This is a genomic window from Paraburkholderia sp. GAS334 (assembly GCF_050436625.1).
In the GTDB taxonomy this organism is placed as follows: domain Bacteria; phylum Pseudomonadota; class Gammaproteobacteria; order Burkholderiales; family Burkholderiaceae; genus Paraburkholderia.
Window position 1 is genome coordinate 223,915 of record NZ_JBNDMO010000005.1, and the last position, 15,370, is coordinate 239,284.

The following is a 15,370-nucleotide window of genomic DNA, read 5'->3' on the forward strand; positions in this document are numbered from 1 at the left end:
CTCGACATCAAACGTGATAGACGTCGAGCACCTGGCGGATGTAGTCGTCCTTAAGCACAATTCGCTTGCAGGAAATCAACAGTTCATCGTTGACCTTTCGCAGAGTCACGAACATCGTGCCGAAAAACTGGTCGGTGGTTTTGTATCGGTGGCTGAGCGTGTTGAAGTTGTAGCGCACGTCCACTTCGTTGTCGCGCTCGGCCAGCACTTCCACATTGGTGACGTTGTGGCTGGTACGTGGTTCAGGCATCGAAGCACCACTGCGTTCGGTCTTGATGCGGAACACACGGTCTTCCAGGCCGCCACGGTCGGGGTAATACATCAGCGAAATCTGACTCTCGTGGTCGTCGGTGAGCTGGTCATCGTCATCCCACGCCGGCATCCAGTAAGTGACGTCTTCGGTATAGCAGGCAAGCCAGTCGTCCCATTGACGGTCGTCGAGCAGGCGCGCTTCGCGGAACAGCACGGCGCAAATTTTCTGATAATCGAAGCTCATGCCAAGGCCTCCCCTTGTTCCTTTTTGAGTGCGTCGCGCATCAGGTGCACCCAGTATTCGTGTTGACACACAAACAGGCCTTCGTCTTCGCTACGCTCGCCTGAGATACGCGGCTTCAGGCCCATACTTTTCGCGTTTGCGTCGGGACCTTCGACCCACAACGGCGCCCCGCGTGAAAGGTCGTTCCACAACGCAGTGGTGCCGGCATAGCCAGCCTGGCAGGCGCGAAACTCTTCGAGGTCGTCTGCGGTGCCCATACCCGAGACGTTAAAGAAGTCTTCGTACTGACGGATGCGGGTCGCCCGGTCGGCTGCGCTCTCGCCCTTCGGAGCGAAACAGAAGATGCTGACTTCGGTCTTGTCCACGCTGACTGGACGTACGACGCGAATCTGCGTGCTGAACTGGTCCATCAGGAACACGTTCGGATACAGACAAAGATTCCGGGTCTGGTTGACGATGAAGTCCGCCTTCACGTCGCCCACACGTGCCTTGATTTCGTCGCGGTATTGATAGACCGGCCGCACTTCCGGGTTCATCGTCCTGGTCCACAGCAGGATGTGGCCGTGGTCGAACCCGTACACTCCGGCTACCGACTTGCTCCAGCTGTTCGCATCCACGGCCTTGGTGCCCTCGACCTTGCGCCGGTCCATCGTCGCAGCGTAATTCCAGTGCACGGTGCTGACGTGGTAGCCGTCGCAGCCGTTCTCCATCTGCATCTTCCAGTTACCGTCGTAGACGTACGATGAATTGCCGCGCAACACTTCCAGCCCGTCCGGGGCCTGGTCAACGATCTGATCGATGATGACCCTGGTCTCGCCGAGGTAGTCCTCCAGTGGAATCGCGTCCGCGTTGAGGCTGCCGAACAGGAAGCCGCGATAGCTCTGGAAGCGTGCGACTTTTTTCAGGTCATGCGAACCGTTGGTATTGAATTGCACCGGGTATTCGGTGGTCTTCACATCTTTCACTTTCAGCAGCTTGCCGGTGTTGGCGAAGCTCCAACCGTGGAAAGGACACGTGAAGGTGCCTTTGTTGCCGTGCTTTTTCCGGCACAGCATCGCGCCCTTGTGCGCGCAGGCGTTGATGACCGCATGCAGTTCGCCGCTTTTGTCACGCGTTAACACGACAGGCTGGCGGCCGATCCAGGTGGTGTAGTAGTCGTTGTTGTTGGGAATCTGGCTTTCATGCGCCAGGTACACCCAGTTGCTCTCGAAAATATGCTTCATTTCGAGCTCGAACAAATCGGCGTTCGTGAAGATGTCGCGGCGGCAACGGAATACACCGTTTTGCTTGTCGTCCTGAACGGCGGTGTGCAGCAGTTCATCCAGTTGCGAGGCTTTGTCGATAATTGCAGACATGAGTGCTCTCCCTACGCGTGCTCCTGGTTATGGAGCACGCGCATCGGTGTCGAAAGATTCTTGCGAAGAATTGAGCGGCAGCAGTGGTACGACGTAGCAGCCGCGTTCAGCGGTCAGGCGTTAGCAGACGCACGCAGGCGATGGACGACCTGGTTATCCTTGCCCTGAACCAGCGGAGTCAACTCGATGTTGAACTCGATTTCCTTATACGTATCGGCTTTCATACCCAGCGCAGTGCCGCCCGTCTTTTCGACCACATGGGGAATCAAATCCTCGCGGGTGGCGTAGGCAAAGTCGTCCCAGATCAACGGATCGCCCTCAATGTTGATTTGCGTCGTCAGCTTGCGGTACTTGTCGGTGGTGACGAAGAAGTGCACATGCGCTGGGCGATTGCCATGGCGGGCGAGCACGTTCAACAGTTGCTGGGTCGCGCCATGCGGCGGGCAGCCATAACCGACCGGCATGAGCGTACGGAATTCATACTTGCCATCGGGACCGGTGCTGACCGCTCCGCGCAAGTTGAACTCGCTCTGCGCGCTGGTCGGGTCGAAGTGCGAATAGAACCCTTTCGAGTTGGCGTGCCAACATTCGACCACCGCCCCTGCAACGGGCTTGCCATGTGGACCGGTTACCGTGCCGTGGATGACCAACGGGCCGGCATCCTCGTCCGGATTGATATCAATTTTCGATACGCCATCGCGCACGGGCGCACCGGCGACATACAGCGGACCTTCGATGGTACGCGGCGTGCCGCCGGTGATTTCAGCCGCCTTGTCCTCCGCATCCATGCGGATGTCGAGGTATTTCTCCAGACCGAGACCAGCAGCAAGCAGCGCAGCTTCGCCGTCCTGGCCGAGCTTGTTGAAGTAGTGGACGCCAGCCCAGATTTCGTCGGGCGTCATGTCGAGGTCGTCGATGGCCTTGAACAGGTCGCCCAGCAGGCGATTGACAATCTGCTTTGCGCGAGTATTGCCATCCTGGCTTCCGAGATTCGCAGCGGCCTTCAGCAGGTCCTGCACTTCCTTTGTATCAAACACTTCAACGCTCATGTCTGCTCCTGAATCTCTATTTTCTGGTGGGGTTAACCCTTGGTTTAGCGCCCATTTAAATATGCTTGGGAGGTATAATCGGGCACTGAAACAGAGTGTGAAAGCAGAATAATGGGCGTCGGAAGGCCCCGTCCAACACTGATTTAGTATCGGTCTATATCTACGAGGTATTGAGATGGAACTGCGGCATCTTCGCTATTTTGTCGCTGTCGCCGAGGAACGCAATTTCACGCGCGCGGCACAGCGACTGAACATGGCCCAACCGCCTTTAAGTCGTCAGATACAGCAACTTGAAGAGATTCTTGAGGTGCAGCTATTCCAGCGTGACTCGCGCCCATTGAAGCTAACCGAGACGGGTAAGTTCTTCTATGCTCACGCCGTCCAGTTGCTGGCCCAGACGTCCGAACTCGAATCAATGACGCGGCGCGTGGGCAACATCGAGCGCAGCCTCTCTGTCGGCTTCGTGGGTTCGACGTTGTACGGAATGCTGCCCAAAATCATCCGACGCTTCCGCGATGAGAACACTACAGTCGAACTCAGCCTCCACGAGATGTCGACGATGGACCAGATTAGAGCGCTGAAGGACGGTCAGATTGATGTCGGGTTCGGCCGTATCCGGCATGAGGACGCAAACATCCGTCGGGTGATTCTTCGCGAAGAGAAGATGATTGTTGCATTCCCGGAGGGCCATCCACTCTCACTCGTCAAGCCCGTCCTCGCTCTTAGCGACCTGGTCAACGAGACCCTGATTGTTTTTCCTAAGGCGCCGCGACCGAGTTACGCAGACCAGGTGCTATCGGCATTCGAAGACCGTGGTCTCAAACCTCGCCGGATATATGAAGTACGTGAGTTGCAGATTGCGCTAGGCCTCGTAGCAGCGGGGGAAGGAATTTCTGTTGTGCCGAGTAGTGTGTACGGCCTGAAGCGGGACGATGTGAGCTACAAGGAACTGGACGACCCCACTCTGGTTTCCCCAATCATCATGAGCATGCGTGCGCTCGACGAGTCGCGGGACATTCGGGAAATGCTTGAACTCATCTATCGGCTGTACGAGGAGGAAAAGATACCCTACGCGCCTCGCAACGACGTCGGGCGGTGATATCTGCCATACCCAAGAGGTATGGCACTAGACGTCGATGGTGTTGGACAGGGGGTTATTGGGCACGCAATACTTCAGCGACCCCTCAACTCCAACATTCCAGGTATGAACGCCCAAATCACCTCCGTCGAAGCGATTCTGGTTGACCTCCCAACCATTCGCGCGCATCAGCTAGCAATGGCGACGATGCAGCAACAAACCCTGGTCGTCGTCCGTCTGCGCTCAAGCGATGGCATCGAGGGTATTGGTGAAGCCACTACGATTGGCGGTCTGTCGTACGGCGAGGAGAGTCCCGAAGGCATCAAGCTGACCATCGACACTTACCTTGCACCCGCAATCGTTGGGCAAGACGCGACCAACATCAACGACGCGATGCTCAAGCTGAACAAGGTTGCTCGGGGAAACCGGTTCGCCAAGTGCGCTCTTGAAACGGCTCTGCTGGACGCTCAGGGCAAGCGCCTGGGCGTTCCGGTTTCAACGCTTCTTGGTGGCGCTGTCCGCAAGACGCTTCCGGTCCTGTGGACGCTCGCAAGTGGCGATACCCAGCACGACATCGATGAAGCAGAAATGCTGCTTGCCGAACGTCGCCACAATACTTTCAAGCTGAAGATTGGCCGGCGTAGTGTTCGCGATGACGTAGCACACGTATCACAAATCAAAGCTGCGCTTGGCGACCGCGCCAAAGTCACCGTCGACGTGAATCAGGCCTGGAACGAGGTTGATGCAGCGCTCGGCATCGAAGCGCTCGAAGCTGCTGGCATTGACCTCATCGAGCAACCCACTCCGCGAGAACAGCGCGGCGCCCTCGCCAGACTTGCATCACGTTTCATCGTGCCCATCATGGCTGACGAAGCAGTGACAGGCCCGGAGGACGCCCTTGAACTCGTGCGCGGTGCATGTGCGGACGTGTTTGCACTGAAGATTGCGAAGTCCGGTGGAATCTACGGAATGATGCGTACAGCCGCCATTGCGGACGCAGCCGGCGTGTCCCTGTATGGTGGCACGATGCTTGAAGGCAGCATCGGGTCGATTGCATCAGCACACGGATTCACCGCCCTTCCACAACTTGCCTGGGGTACAGAGTTGTTTGGACCGCTCTTGCTGAAAGATGACATCGTCACTGCGCGCCCCCAATATAGGGACTTCGACCTTCATCTGCCAGAAGGACCGGGCCTGGGCCTCCATATCGATGAGGACAAGCTCGCCTTCTACCGTCGCGACAAAAACATCTGAGCGCACGCGCTCAACGCAGAACCAACCACCTCGGACTTTTCCTGCCAGTGAACTGGCAGGGGTGTCACATTATTCGGAAAAGAACCATGCTTTATCTCGTAAGAATGGACGTGCACCTGCCGCACGACATGCCAGCTTCTCAGGCCGATGAAATCAAGGCTCAGGAGAAGGCCTACTCGCAAGAACTTCAACGGCAAGGCAAGTGGCAGCAATTGCATCGCGTGGTCGGTGAGTATGCGAACTACAGCGTCTTCGACGTCGACTCGCACGACGAACTGCATACCATCCTCTCAGGTCTACCTTTGTTTCCGTATATGACGATGAAGGTGACCGCGCTCGCACGTCATCCGTCGTCCATCCGCTGAAGCTGCAACGGATGTCATGAATCGCGACACCGATGGTGCTTTGGTGTCTGCCGCTCAAAAAGGGACCTGGCCCGTGTTGGCAGTAACTGCTGGGCTGCTGCACCAGACCGCACGCTCGATCTGACGTTCAACTTCTGGTTTATTTTTTGTCTGCTTTTGCTTTATTTGTCACGTTCATCGAACCGCCCATATTCTGTCATTTGAATGCCACACGCGTGCGTCAGGCTGAATCCGTTGTTCCCCAACGTTCCGCAGCTACACATTCAGCGATCCCGAACAACGAAAGACTGGAGACACGCCATGCTGCCAGCACGCATCGGACTTATTTCGCAATCGGCGAACGTCAAGTACGCGGATACCGTACGGGTGGCCCAGGCGCTGAATCTTCAGGTCAACCGCGACCTCGCTCCACTATGGAATGTGTCCGGCACCGTTGTCGCACTCGAGACGGCCGACCATCTCAACCCGGGTATCTGGCCCGTCTATATCGTCGACGACGTTCCGTCTGGCACGACGGGTTTCCATCTCACCGGGTACAACCAGCCGTATGCGGTCGTACTGTCGGGCGACACCTGGTCGCTGTCGGCCAGTCATGAAACCCTCGAGATGCTGGTTGATCCGAGCGGCAATCGCCTCGTCGCCGCCAATGCCGTGAAGATCATCGACGACGACGTGCAGGATGCGGACGGCAAGGTCGAATACCTCGTGGAAATTTGCGATCCGTCCGAAGACCCCGCATGTGCCTATCTTGTCGATGATGTGCTCGTATCCGACTTCTATACGCCCAACTACTTCGACCCTGCCGGAACCTCTGGGGCGCGCTACAGTTTTAGCGGCCGCATCGCGCGTCCGCGCCAGGTGCTACCCAATGGTTACCTCACCTGGTTCAACCCGCAAAACAATACGCTTCAACAGGTCAGGCACTTCGGTGCGCCGGAAATCGTCGATCTCGCCAAAGGCGAGCCCGGCGGCGGCCCGTTGACAGGGGGACGCGCGCTGCGCAGTTTTGTCGACGCCATGACGACGCCGCCGCGCAAGCTGTCGCGCTTGCGACCGGGCGTCACTGCCGTCGAGCAGCGCGATGCAAGACGGACCATGTTCGCCAGTGCCGCCCCGGTCCGCGCCCTGATGTTCTCCGCCGCCCTCGCCGGCGCCGCGCGCGCGGCTGCCGAAGCGGCGGCTCGGGACCAGGCGGCCGCGGGAACAGCGGCGGCCGCGCAGGCCGCGCTCGAGCACAATCGGGGCGTTTTCCAGAAGCCAGGGGTGTTATCCATCCGGGCGGGGTTGCGCTGGCGCATGCAACCTCCCACGCCACAGCACGTGGTGGTGGTCACCGTTCTGCCTGAACAGGCCGCGGCGCTGCATGGCACGCTGCCCTCCGTGGTGGACAACGTGCCCGTGGATGTGCGCGTCGCAAATTCGATGGAATCCCTGCGCGTAACGAACCCCACGCACTATCTCGCGCTGGCCGAAGCACGGCATGAACTCAGGCAACCTGACTTCGAAGGCGAAGTCTTCCTTGACGGTCGAGGCGAGCCGCTTCAGGCCCACCCGGCTCCGCTTGCCGCGTTCGCCGCCGCACGTGTGCAAAAGGAGGAGATCGACTACACGCCGGCGCCAGGTGTCAGTCTCGATGCCGTCACTGCGCCTGTGACGCTCATCCTGCATGCGAGCCCCGATGCGGGCTGGGAACAGTTGTCCGGTTTCCTCGCCGGCGTGCGCGAGAGCCTCGTGGTGGGCATGTACGACTTCACTTCCGCCCATATCCTGGCGGCGGTCGAGCAGGCGCTCGCGGGCGACAGGAAGATGACGCTCACCCTTGATCACCCGGCCAGAAATCCCACCGCAGATCAAAGCGACGAACAAACACAGCAGGATCTCACCGGGAAACTGGGCAACGGCTTCGAGGGCACATGGGCGCTTACGAATTCCGATCCGAAAGCGCCGGTGTGGATCTACCCGAATGCTTATCACATCAAGGTCGCGGTACGTGAGGACAACACTTTCTGGTTGTCCTCGGGTAACTGGAACAACAGCAATCAACCGGAAATCGACCTCTCGGATGTTGCAGCGGCACGCAAGGTTGCCGCGACGAGCGATCGCGACTGGCATTTGATTGTCACGAGCAAGGCGCTCGCCGACAGGTTCCGTGCGTATCTTCAGCATGACTACGATGTGGCGAGCGGGCAGATCGCGAGCGCCCGTGCACAGGCTGGCGGCACTGCCGCGCATTCGGTTGAGCCAGTGCTGGAGGTTCCTCTTGACGCGCTCGCCGCGGGCAAGACGCCGCGTCAGTTCTTCCCCGCAAAAACACTGACCGATACGATCGAAATTCAGCCCCTGCTTACGCCCGACAACTATCACGAACACGTCAAGGCACTGATCGACTCCGCGCAACGCACCTTCTACATGCAGACGCAGTACATTCACCCAAGCGGTCGTCCCGACGATGCGGATCATGATGCGCTGATTGCCGCGGTCAAGGCGCTCGTGGACCGGGGTCTGGATGTCCGCCTCATTACCAGCCAGTATCAGAACGATGCATGGGTCGAAAAGCTCGTCGCTGCGGGCATTCCGGCTTCAGTGCTACGACGCCAGGCCAACGTCCACAACAAGGGAATTGTTGTCGACGGCGAAGTGGTCATGGTCAGTAGCCAGAACTGGTCCGCGGATGGGACGCTGCGAAATCGCGACGCGGGACTGATCATCCGGCATGAAGAAGCTGCGGCGTATTTCCAGCAGATCTTCCTGCACGATTGGGACCATCTGGCATCGACTGTTCAAAGCTGACGTCCGCGACGCGACCTTCAACGAGGGAGCCATATCCGTCTGCACACCGCCATGCGTGACTGGGGAAAAATGCAGACGGCGTTAGCGACCACGACGGTCAAACGAGCGCCTGGCTGGCTGCAGCCGAGCGGCTCCGCAGCCAGTTGATGCCCGCGAAAAGAAGTACGGCGAACACGATCAACATCGTGGCCACCGCGAGTATCGAAGGATCGATCGAGTCGCGAATGCCGCTCCACATTTGCCGCGGCACAGTCCGTTGATCTGGCCCGCCGATGAACAGAATGACGATCACCTCGTCGAACGAGGTCGCGAAGGCAAAGACGCTACCTGTCGCGACCGCTGGCGTGATGAGCGGCAAGGTCACGCGCCTGAACGTGACCCAGGGCGTCGCGCCGAGACCCGACGCGGCGCGCAAGAGACTCTGATCGAACGAAAGCAGCGATGCAGTCACGGTGATGACCACGAACGGCGCGCCGAGCGCCGCATGCGCCAGCACCACGCCGGGGTACGAGTTCACGAGACCGAGCGGCGCGAAGATCAGATAGAAGCCCGCGGCGACAACGACGATCGGCACGATCATCGGCGAGATGATGATCGGCATGATCAGCGAGCGCAGCGGAAACTGCGCCCGGCTCAGGCCCAATGCGGCCAGCGTGCCGAGGCACGTGGCGATCAACGTGGATGCCGCGCCGATGCCGATGCTGTTCGCAAGCGAACGCTGCCAGTCCGCGCTCGTGAGCGCCTGTTCGTACCAGCGCATCGAAAACCCCTGCATCGGATACGAGAAGTACGATCCCGAATTGAATGAGAGCGGGATGATCGCGAGAATCGGCGCAATCAGAAAGAACAGCACGAGCGCGGTATGCAAGCGCACCCAGCGCGCGGCCATGCGTTCCGTCAGCACCTTGTTGCGTTGGTCTTGCATGTCGATCCCTCGTCGTATCCGTATCGTTCAACCAAAGCGCAGCCGGTCGATGCCGACGATCCGGTTGAACAGGAAATAGAAAATCGCCGTGAAGATCACGAGGTACGCCGAGAGCGCACCGGCGAGCCCCCAGTTGAGCTGCGTGTTCGTCTGTATCGCGATGAGCTGGCTGATCATTTCGTCGCCTGCGCCCCCGAGCAACGCAGGCGTGATGTAATAACCGAGCGCGAGCACGAAGACGAGGAAGCAACCCGCACCCACGCCCGGCAGCGTTTGCGGAACGTAGACGCGCACGAACGCGGTGAGCGGATGCGCGCCGAGCGACTGCGCCGCGCGCACATACACGGGCGACACACCCTTCATCACCGAGTAGATGGCGAGAATCATGTAAGGCAGCAGCACGTGTGTCATGCCGATGAGCACGCCCGCGCGGTTGAAGATGAGCGCCACGGGATGCGTGGCGAGGCCGAGTCCCATCAGCAGACTGTTGATGACGCCGCCCGGTTGCAACAGCACGTACCATGCGGTCGTGCGCACGAGCAGCGAAGTCCAGAACGGCACGATCACGAATAGCATCAGCCGGTTGCTGCTTTTCGCGGGCAGACTGGCGAGCAGCCAGGCGACTGGATAGCCGAGCACGAGGCACAGCAGAGTGACGGTGGCGCTGATCGTTATCGTGCGCACGAACGCCTGTCGATAGATCGAAGCGTTGTCCGGCACGGATGCGACCGAGCCGTGCGGCGTCACTTGAGCATCGACGGCTGCGAGCAGATAGTCCGGCGTGGGCGACGCGGCGGCGCGCTTCAGCAAGCGCCAGATCTCCGGCGAATTCCAGCGCTCGTCGAGCTCAATGAGCGCGGGCTTCCACGCGGGCGGGGCGTCGGCCGGCAGTCCGCGCGCAGTGTGCATCAACAAGCTTCGGAACTCGGGCTGAGCGAAATTCAGACGCCGCGCGACGGTGCCGAGCTGTCCGCTCTGCTGCGCTTGCCTGAGCCCTGAAGCGAGCAGGACAAACATATGCTCGTCCGGTACGCCACGCCCGTCCCAGGCATCGAGCGCACGCGTGAGCGCGGGCATGCTGTCGGGCACTTCGCGGTTTTCCACGCTGCGCGCGAGCAGCAGCGCGATCGGCGCGATGAAGGTGGACAGCAAAAACGCGATCAGCGGCAGCGCAAGCAAAAGCGCTTGAACTGCCGCGCGGCGGCGCGCCTTCTGATACGACGCGCGGCCGTCGGCTCTCGTTGGAGAGCTTGAGGGCGCGGTCGTGGTCGAAGCGGGCATGTTGGTGGTCGCGGTCAATTTGTGCTCTCGTCGAACGGTGACGCTTCAAGACATGCAAATGACGGCGTTACTGCGTCAGCCACACCTGAAAGCGCTTGTTGATCTGGTCCGCGTTGTCGGCCCAGAAGTTCGCGTTGATCTGCACGGCGCGCTTGAAGTTGTCGGGCGCGGTCGGCAGATCGGCAAGACGCTGCTTGTCGACGAGCGCAATCGCATCCTTGCGCGGCGGCGCATACGCGATGTACTTCGAAAGGTCCGCATACGCTTTCGGCTGCGAAGCGGAGACGATGAATTTTTCGGCAGTGTCGGCGTGCTTCGCGCCCGTCGGAACGCCCCACCAGTCGAAGTCGTACACCTGCGCGTCCCAGACCGCCTTGAAGGGCTTGTTGTCCTTTTTGGCGGCATCGTCGATGCGGCCGTTATAGGCCTGCGTCATCACGACCGCGCCATCCGCGAGCAGTTGCGGTGCCTGTGCGCCCGACTCCCACCACACGATGTTCTTCTTGATGGTGTCGAGCTTCCTGAACGCGCGATCGACACCGGCTGGCGTGCCGAGCACCTTGTAGACATCCTTCGGGTCGACGCCGTCCGCAATCAGCGCCCACTCCATCGATACCTTCGGCGACTTGCGCAGGCCACGTTTGCCAGGGAATTTCTGCAGATCGAAAAAGTCGTTGACGGTCGTCGGCGCCATCTTGAGCTTGCTCGCATCGTAGGCGTAGACGGTGGACCAGACCATGCTCGCCACCGCGCAATCGCTGATCGAGCCCGGGATGAAATCGCTCGTCTTGCCGAGCGACTTCCTGTCGAACTTCTTGAGCAGGCCTTCGTCGCAGGCGGTGATCGCATCGTTCGTTTCGAGGTCGATCAGGTCCCACGTGGTGTTCTTCGCCTGCTCCATGGCGGAGAGCTTGGCGAGGCCGCCGTCATACGATTCGGTCGAGAAGCCGACGCCTGTGGCTTGAGTGAACGGCTCGAAATACGCCTTTTTTGCGGCCGCCTCGTATGCGCCGCCAAAGGTCACGACGGAGAGCGTCTCCGCTGCCTGAACGGTGACGTTGGCGAACGCGAGTACGGCGAGTGCGGCGTATTGGGCTTTGATGAAGGTGCGCATATCAGTTGGCTCCTGCTGTAGCGGGCGTGATGATGGAAGTTGACGACGGTGTGGAGGAATGAAGCGCGGACGTCCTGCGTGGAGCGCTCATCGCGAGGATCTTGCAGTCGTCGTGGCGCCATGCGATATCGATCGCACTGCCGGGCGCGGGCAGCGCGTGGCGTTGCGTATTGGGCAGCTTCACGACGATGTCGTCCCGCGAGCCGAGCTTCAGATGCACGCGATGATGATCGCCGCAATACACCAGTTCCTCGACGCAGGCGTGGACCACGTTGCTGTGCTCGTCGACGTGCGTGCCCTCCGCGCTCGGGATATGCGCGCGCTCGGGGCGCAGCGCGAGCATCGCTTCATCGCCCGCGCGCAGGCCGCGTTCGCAACGTCCGCGAATGACGCTGCCATCCGCTAGCGCGAGCGTCGCCCAGTCGTCGCTCGCATTGACGACGCGTCCGGTCAGCCCGTTGTTCTCGCCGACGAAGTTCGCGACGAATGCGTTCTGCGCGTTTTCATAGAGTTCGCTCGGCGCGGCGGCCTGCTGAATACGGCCGTCGGAGAAGACGGCGACGCGGTCCGACATCGTCAGCGCTTCGGCCTGATCGTGCGTGACATACACGATCGTGAGCGAAAGTTCGCGATGCAGGCGCATGATCTCGTACTGCATCGTCTCGCGCAGACGCTTGTCGAGCGCGCCGAGCGGTTCGTCCATCAGCACGACGCTCGGTTCGAACACGAGCGCCCGCGCGAGTGCCACGCGCTGCTGCTGGCCACCGGAGAGTTGCGCGGGACGCCGGTTGGCAAGGTGCGGGAGCTCGATCATCTCGAGCGCGCGCTTCACGCGCATCTTCTGCTCGGCGCGGCTCATGTGCCGGACAGAAAGCGGAAACGCGACGTTCTCGGCAATCGTCAGATGCGGAAAGAGCGCGTAATTCTGAAACACCATGCCGATATCGCGCTGATGCGGCGGCTTGTCGTCGAGACGCCGGCCGGCGAGGCGAATCTCGCCTTGCGTCGGCGATTCGAATCCGGCGAGCATCATAAGGGTGGTCGTCTTGCCCGAACCCGACGGCCCGAGCAGCGACAGGAATTCTCCCTCGCGCACGTCGAGGTTCAAATCCTCCACGACGTGATGCACGCCGTCATACGATTTGCTCACGCCCGAGAATGAAATGAAGGAAGGGTTTGACATCGTGATCGCGTCCTGTCGGAGTGCTGCCATATTCAATGCTCGCCGAGCTTCTTCGCGAGATAACGCGCGAAGTCATAGTTAGGGCGTTCGAGATGGCTGAGATGGCCGGGCTTCGCAAGTGGCGCCTGCACGCCGCGAAAGACGGCTTCCACGCCGCGCCGGTCTTCCGCGTTGACTTCGTCGAGCAGCGTCTTTAGCGTCGCCATGTGAGCGTTGCCCTCGGGATCGGCGATGAACTCCGGCGCAAGCCCGCCACCGAAGCGGATGTGCACGCGCCCGACCCCTTGCGGCTGCAGCACGAGATACCAGAAGTAACCGGGCGTGAGCGTGACGAGATGCGTCGGGTAGATTGCGAGCAACGCCGTGGTCTTGCGCCAGTGTCCCGTGAGACGTGTGTTATCCGGATGCGCGTTGCCGATGGGCAAAGACGCTTCCTTCGTGATCCAGTGATAGTTGAAGCCGGGAAAACCCGCCGGGCATTCCATTTCATCGAGCCGCGAATGCGGTCCTACCGTCGCGCGATGCAGCATCGGCAAGTGATAGCTTTCCATGAAATTCTCGGCAAGGATCTTCCAGTTGGTATCCCACACGTGCTCTTCATAGAAAGTTTCGATGTAGTCGGACATGCCGTATGCGCCGATGAGTCTCTCCAGTTCGGCAAGCTGCGCATGAACGGGCGGCGCGTTCTCGTCGAGCGCCACGTAAATCCAACCCTGCCATTCTTCGCAGCGCACGGCGGGCAACTTATAGCTGTCCTTGCAGAAGCCCGCTTGCTGATCCATGAGCGGTGCCCCTCGCAGCTCGCCATCGAGCGAATAATTCCACGCGTGATAAGGACACACGATCCTGCGCACATTGCCGCGTCCTTCGAGCAGCACCGACATGCGATGCAGGCACACGTTCGACATTGCCTTGAGTTGCATCTGCTCGTCGCGCAAGATCACGACGGGTTGTGCGCCGATACGCGCCGTCAGATAGTCGCCCGGGGCCTCCAACGCGCTTGCGCGGCCGACGCACTGCCATTCGTGTTCGAAGATATCGCGCTCTTCCAGTGACAGGAATTCGGGCGACGTATAGACGCCAGGCGGCATGGAACGCGCATCGCTGAACGACCGCTCGCAACCGGCCTGCAACCCTTCTACCAGCGCTTGCGCCGCGATCGTCCTTGCGGGGTTTGCCATGGAGCCCTCCTTGATCAATCCCTGTGGGAGCGCGCCAACGTGAGGTATTGCGGCGTTGCGCTCAACATGGTCAGAAATCTATCAAGCCAAATTGCCAGTCAAAATATTGTTTTCGGATACAAAGCAAAGCTTTTACCTATGCAGCGCGAACAGCTTCGACGCAAACCCGGGCACAAGCGTCCTCAAGTCAGGCGTCGAGATGCAGCCGCTGTATATAGGTCTCGCAGAACGACGCGAAGCGTTGCACGACTTGCCGCGGTTTCATCGTGCGCGATTGCGCGATGCCGAGCGTTGTTGCGTTGACGCTGTCCTTGAAGCGTTTAATGACGAAGTCTTCGCCATCCACGGTGCGGTTCGATTTGAGCGGGAAATTGAGGATGCTGTAGCCAAGGCCGTTGGCCACCATACCGCGCACCACCTCCGGCTGCGAGGAGCGAAAGGCGGGCACAGGACGGTTGCCCACCGCGTCGAAGAGCGCGGCGAAATACTCGCGGCTATGCGGCAGATCCAGCATCACATACGGCTCGGGCAGCAAGTCGGAGAGCGAAACCTTGCGCGCGCGGGCGAGGCGGTGCGTCTTCGGCAGGATCACATAAGGCGGCAGCGAAAGCAGCGGCGTAAAGACGATGTCCTCGGTCAAATCGAGGCTATAGGTCAGGGCGATGTCGAGCGAGCCATCGTGCAGGCCTCGCAAGAGACCGTCCTGATGCGCCTCGACGGTGCGAAACGAAATGCCCGCGTGCTCGCCCGTGAACCGGGCGATGAGTCCCGGCATGAGCGGCGGCGCGAGAGAGACGAGGCAGCCGAGCGCGATGGCGCCCGTCATGCCGCCGTCCATTTCCTTCGCGGCCATCTGCAATTCTTCGGCAATTTTGAGCAGATTGCGCGCCTGCCCGAGCAGATCGCGGCCGGCTTGTGTGAGCGACAGGCCGCTCGCGTGATGCCGTATGAAGAGTTGCACGCCGAACGAGACTTCGAGGTCCGCGAGCGCCGTCGAAATCGACGGCTGGGAGATGTGCAGCCGCCGCGCGGCGGCGGTAAACGACAGCGTTTCCGCGGTGACGACGAAATAGCGCAATTGCCGCAACGAGTAGCGCAAGGGGTGGTTTTCCATCCGTAATGCTCCACGATCGAGTCTCCAGTGGGCCACATTGTGAGGTGCTCAAAAAGGCTTGCATAGCCAAACCCGATGCTTTGCATTTTTTTAATATATTTTTCGAATTCTAAAGGCGGGCGTAAATTTGCTCCGCGAACAACACCGTGACCTGATCAGCGACGGTCGCGAGCGCTCATTGGCGG

At 60.1% G+C, this 15,370-nt stretch carries 13 protein-coding genes; 4 read left to right on the plus strand and 9 right to left on the minus strand.

Features of this window, described 5'->3' with window-relative positions; all coding sequences use genetic code 11:
• Positions 1–7: 7 nt before the first annotated feature.
• The 3 genes from benB to catA all read right to left on the minus strand — a co-directional run bounded on the left by benB (position 8) and on the right by catA (position 2,900).
• Complete coding sequence (benB, locus tag P3T21_RS11880) at positions 8–496, minus strand: benzoate 1,2-dioxygenase small subunit (RefSeq protein WP_429256122.1); 489 nt, start codon at positions 494–496, stop codon at positions 8–10.
• Positions 493–1,851 (minus strand): Rieske 2Fe-2S domain-containing protein, encoded by a 1,359-nt coding sequence (locus P3T21_RS11885; RefSeq protein ID WP_429256123.1) that lies wholly within the window; start codon positions 1,849–1,851, stop codon positions 493–495. Before P3T21_RS11885 ends, benB begins: the two co-directional genes overlap by 4 nt.
• A 113-nt stretch (positions 1,852–1,964) precedes the next feature.
• Positions 1,965–2,900 carry a catechol 1,2-dioxygenase gene (gene catA / locus P3T21_RS11890; RefSeq protein ID WP_429256124.1) on the minus strand — a complete coding sequence of 312 codons (936 nt, stop codon included), beginning with the start codon at positions 2,898–2,900 and terminating at the stop codon, positions 1,965–1,967.
• Between the two features lie 175 nt (positions 2,901–3,075).
• On the opposite strand from catA, the gene P3T21_RS11895 reads away from it, so the two are divergent.
• The 4 genes from P3T21_RS11895 to P3T21_RS11910 all read left to right on the plus strand — a co-directional run bounded on the left by P3T21_RS11895 (position 3,076) and on the right by P3T21_RS11910 (position 8,387).
• Positions 3,076–3,999 (plus strand): LysR family transcriptional regulator, encoded by a 924-nt coding sequence (locus tag P3T21_RS11895; RefSeq protein WP_429256125.1) that lies wholly within the window; start codon positions 3,076–3,078, stop codon positions 3,997–3,999.
• A gap of 105 nt (positions 4,000–4,104) precedes the next feature.
• Positions 4,105–5,232 carry a muconate/chloromuconate family cycloisomerase gene (locus tag P3T21_RS11900; protein ID WP_429256126.1) on the plus strand — a complete coding sequence of 376 codons (1,128 nt, stop codon included), beginning with the start codon at positions 4,105–4,107 and terminating at the stop codon, positions 5,230–5,232.
• Positions 5,233–5,318: 86 nt separating this feature from the next.
• Positions 5,319–5,597: a muconolactone Delta-isomerase gene (catC, locus tag P3T21_RS11905; protein ID WP_429256127.1), complete on the plus strand. Its 279-nt coding sequence runs from the start codon at positions 5,319–5,321 to the stop codon at positions 5,595–5,597.
• A 300-nt stretch (positions 5,598–5,897) separates the two neighbouring features.
• The gene (locus tag P3T21_RS11910) at positions 5,898–8,387 is read left to right on the plus strand and encodes a phospholipase D-like domain-containing protein (protein ID WP_429256128.1); all 2,490 of its coding nucleotides are present in this window, start codon (positions 5,898–5,900) and stop codon (positions 8,385–8,387) included.
• Positions 8,388–8,484: 97 nt separating this feature from the next.
• Here the strand turns inward: P3T21_RS11910 and P3T21_RS11915 are convergent, their stop codons facing one another.
• The 6 genes from P3T21_RS11915 to P3T21_RS11940 form a co-directional block, all read right to left on the minus strand.
• Positions 8,485–9,312, minus strand: a complete 828-nt coding sequence (locus tag P3T21_RS11915) for an ABC transporter permease (RefSeq protein ID WP_429256129.1) — start codon at positions 9,310–9,312, stop codon at positions 8,485–8,487.
• 27 nt (positions 9,313–9,339) lie between these two features.
• Positions 9,340–10,593 (minus strand): ABC transporter permease, encoded by a 1,254-nt coding sequence (locus tag P3T21_RS11920; protein ID WP_429256317.1) that lies wholly within the window; start codon positions 10,591–10,593, stop codon positions 9,340–9,342.
• Positions 10,594–10,660: 67 nt separating this feature from the next.
• Positions 10,661–11,707 (minus strand): ABC transporter substrate-binding protein, encoded by a 1,047-nt coding sequence (locus P3T21_RS11925; RefSeq protein ID WP_429256130.1) that lies wholly within the window; start codon positions 11,705–11,707, stop codon positions 10,661–10,663.
• Between the two features lies 1 nt (position 11,708).
• Positions 11,709–12,890, minus strand: a complete 1,182-nt coding sequence (locus tag P3T21_RS11930) for an ABC transporter ATP-binding protein (protein ID WP_429256131.1) — start codon at positions 12,888–12,890, stop codon at positions 11,709–11,711.
• 32 nt (positions 12,891–12,922) lie between these two features.
• A complete protein-coding gene (locus tag P3T21_RS11935) occupies positions 12,923–14,071 on the minus strand; it encodes an SRPBCC family protein (RefSeq protein WP_429256132.1) in 1,149 nt (382 codons plus the stop codon).
• A gap of 187 nt (positions 14,072–14,258) precedes the next feature.
• Entirely contained in the window at positions 14,259–15,185 is a 927-nt protein-coding gene (locus P3T21_RS11940; RefSeq protein WP_429256133.1) for a LysR family transcriptional regulator, read from the minus strand.
• Positions 15,186–15,370: the final 185 nt, after the last annotated feature.

Coding starts and splice junctions, on each gene's coding strand:
- catA (WP_429256124.1), bottom strand. CDS start 2,900: ATGAGCGTTGAAGTGTTTGATACAAAGGAAGTGCAGGACCTGCTGAAG.
- P3T21_RS11895 (WP_429256125.1), top strand. CDS start 3,076: ATGGAACTGCGGCATCTTCGCTATTTTGTCGCTGTCGCCGAGGAACGC.
- P3T21_RS11910 (WP_429256128.1), top strand. CDS start 5,898: ATGCTGCCAGCACGCATCGGACTTATTTCGCAATCGGCGAACGTCAAG.
- catC (WP_429256127.1), top strand. CDS start 5,319: ATGCTTTATCTCGTAAGAATGGACGTGCACCTGCCGCACGACATGCCA.
- P3T21_RS11900 (WP_429256126.1), top strand. CDS start 4,105: ATGAACGCCCAAATCACCTCCGTCGAAGCGATTCTGGTTGACCTCCCA.
- P3T21_RS11940 (WP_429256133.1), bottom strand. CDS start 15,185: ATGGAAAACCACCCCTTGCGCTACTCGTTGCGGCAATTGCGCTATTTC.
- P3T21_RS11885 (WP_429256123.1), bottom strand. CDS start 1,851: ATGTCTGCAATTATCGACAAAGCCTCGCAACTGGATGAACTGCTGCAC.
- P3T21_RS11925 (WP_429256130.1), bottom strand. CDS start 11,707: ATGCGCACCTTCATCAAAGCCCAATACGCCGCACTCGCCGTACTCGCG.
- P3T21_RS11920 (WP_429256317.1), bottom strand. CDS start 10,593: ATGCCCGCTTCGACCACGACCGCGCCCTCAAGCTCTCCAACGAGAGCC.
- P3T21_RS11930 (WP_429256131.1), bottom strand. CDS start 12,890: ATGTCAAACCCTTCCTTCATTTCATTCTCGGGCGTGAGCAAATCGTAT.
- P3T21_RS11915 (WP_429256129.1), bottom strand. CDS start 9,312: ATGCAAGACCAACGCAACAAGGTGCTGACGGAACGCATGGCCGCGCGC.
- benB (WP_429256122.1), bottom strand. CDS start 496: ATGAGCTTCGATTATCAGAAAATTTGCGCCGTGCTGTTCCGCGAAGCG.
- P3T21_RS11935 (WP_429256132.1), bottom strand. CDS start 14,071: ATGGCAAACCCCGCAAGGACGATCGCGGCGCAAGCGCTGGTAGAAGGG.